The sequence below is a fragment of the Syntrophothermus sp. genome (genome assembly GCF_013314835.1).
Classification (GTDB): Bacteria; Bacillota; Syntrophomonadia; order Syntrophomonadales; family Syntrophothermaceae; genus Syntrophothermus; species Syntrophothermus lipocalidus.
Genome location: NZ_JABUEX010000146.1, coordinates 1 through 2554, shown reverse-complemented (window position 1 = coordinate 2554; position 2554 = coordinate 1). Strand labels below are relative to the sequence as shown.

Genomic DNA, 2554 nt, shown 5'->3' with positions numbered 1-2554 from the left:
CAGTGCTGACGCATAAATAAAAGATGCCGTGTCAATTCAACGATTGGGGGCATGGGAACAAAAATTTCGATACAAATAGGGGTGAACAGCGCACAAGACGTTATGAGATAATAGGGTGGGAACAAAGGACGAGAGGAAGGCGATAACCTTGCGTATATGGAACCCACCCTTTTGGATTGATGATCGTCATTTTACAGCAGAAGATTTGGTGTTGATCAAACAAACAATCCAGCAGTTCAAGCGGCTAAGTCGCCGGGAATTGTTCGCCACGATATGCGAGAACCTGCCCTGGAAAGCGCCGAACGGCAAATTGAAATTGGAGGCATGCCGTTTGTTATTGGAACAGCTGGAGACCTCAGGTATAATAAAACTGCCCCCCAAGAAGAAACCGCCCAAAAGAAAAATCCAGGAGATAGCGCCTTTACCATGCATCCCCAGAGAAGGACCGTTGAAACAATATCTTCCGGTGACGGTTGATCCGGTACCGCTGGAAGAACAACCTCTTTGGAATGCAACGATGGCGGCATACCATCCGCTAGCTTACCAGAAGCCGTTGGGCGCCCATCAGCGCTATTGGATTCATAGCCGGGCCGAAGGAAGGGCAGAGGTCCTGGGCGCCCTGTTATTTGCAGCGGCAGCCAGAACAGTAGCAGTCCGGGAAGCCTGGGTCGGGTGGACGGCGCTGGAACGTAACCGGTTTCGCTACCGAATCATCAACAACAATCGTTTTCTAATTCTGCCGGGAGTGCAAATCCCGCACCTGGCCAGCCACGCCCTGGCGTTGGTTGCCCGGCGGCTGCGAGGGGACTGGGAAAAACGGTACGGGTACGCCCCGGTGCTTTTAGAGACCTTTGTAACCCCGCCGCATCAGGGGACCTGCTATCGAGCGGCCAATTGGCAGTACATAGGCGAAACAGCCGGTTTGGGGAGAGAACCCCGGAAGCAAAAAAAACATCCGGTCATCAAGATGATGTTCGTTTACCCCTTAGTTCGGGAATGGCGGGAAGAGCTTTGCGCGCCGACGCCGGTGGTGGGAGATGACGATGCGTACCCCGGAGGCAATAAAATCGGCTACCTTACCCAACCGCAAAAGCCCCTGGAAGACGGCGGAGGAAGAACAAGCGGCCCGGCAGTCCGCCGCAGAGGCGCAGATCAATGCCTGGCGAGCGATCTTGCCCGGCCTGCTGGAAAAATTCGCCCGCTTAAAGGACCCTCGACGGCCCGGGAGCATCAGGCACAAACTTACCGTACTCATGGTTTATGGTCTGCTTTTATTTATCTTTCAGTATAATTCCCGGCGCGAGGCCAACCGGGAACTCAGCTGTCCCGGTATTTTAGACACACTCCGGTCTGTTTTTCCCGAAGTAGACAGTATTCCTCATATGGACACCCTGGCCCGGCTTCTGGAGATGGTAGAGAAACATTATGTAGTAGCCATTGATGGTACCCAAAAATTCACCCGGACGGTCCCCTTCGCGCCGGAGGCGCTCCACCGCAAGAGCGAAAACTATGTTTACCTCCTGGAAGCCGCTCTGGTGTGTCCACAAGGGATCGTTGTTCCACTGCTGGCTGAATTCTGTGAAAATCAGGATTCACAAGAAAAACAAGACTGCGAATTAAAGGCTTTTCGCCGTTTGGCTCCGCGGCTTAAAGAACTGATGGGCAAACTTCCTCTTCTCATCGTGGCCGACGGCCTTTACCCCAACGGCCCAGTGATGCAGATTTGCCGGAAGAACAACTGGGACTTCATGATCGTCCTGCCTTCAAACTGCCTTAAATCAGTCTGGGAGGACGCTTTCGGAATCCATCAACTGGAACCGGAGCAAACCCGGACTCAGCAGTGGGGCGACCGGACGCAGGCATTCTGGTGGGCTAACGAACTAAGTTACGTTTGGCAGGATGCCGAGAACAAGCATCATCGCCTAGTGCTCCATGTGGTGGTTTGCAACGAAACCTGGGGGGAAAATGAACAGGCCGCCTGGGCGTGGGTGTCGGGCGCCCCGCTTACCCGGAAAAACGTAATCAACCGCTGCAACCGGGCTGCTCGTCACCGGTGGGGCATTGAGGAGAATTTCCTGATTGAAAAACGCCACGGATACAACTATGAACATCCCTTTTCATACGACTGGAACGCCTTGAAAGGATGGCATGCCCTGATGCGTCTGGCCCATCTGATCAACATTCTTACCTTGCACACCGTGGCCTTGTGGGAAACGGTGCAAACGTTGGGCATGCGCGGCACTCTGCGGTTTTTATGGCAGACATTCACGGGCAACTGGCTCGACCTCTCCAGGCTGAGCAGACTCCGCGATAAACCGGCTCAACTTCGTTTGGTGATTTAGTTCTACCAAATTATACTAAACAAAAAAAATTACTTCAGGCGAGGGCTGCCTCGCCTAATCCTGCTTGGGCCGATTATGCCCAGGCTATCCCCAAAATATTTAAGCCGCTAGCCTGCTCATGACAAAGAGCATAGCCCTGCCTACAACCTACCCTGCTGTGTGCCCAGGAACAACTCAAGGAACTTCATAAAAATATTCATGCGTCAGCTCTG

2 protein-coding genes are annotated in these 2554 nt (G+C 53.2%); both read left to right on the top strand.

The genetic code is table 11. From position 1 onward, the window contains the following. The first annotated feature begins 208 nt into the window (after positions 1-208). On the top strand, positions 209-1291 hold the full coding sequence (locus tag HPY90_RS15775) for a Druantia anti-phage system protein DruA (protein ID WP_287195920.1): 1083 nt from the start codon (positions 209-211) through the stop codon (positions 1289-1291). Further along, positions 1173-2342: a transposase family protein gene (locus HPY90_RS15770; protein ID WP_287195922.1), complete on the top strand. Its 1170-nt coding sequence runs from the start codon at positions 1173-1175 to the stop codon at positions 2340-2342. The genes HPY90_RS15775 and HPY90_RS15770 overlap by 119 nt, the downstream gene beginning before the upstream one ends. Positions 2343-2554: the final 212 nt, after the last annotated feature.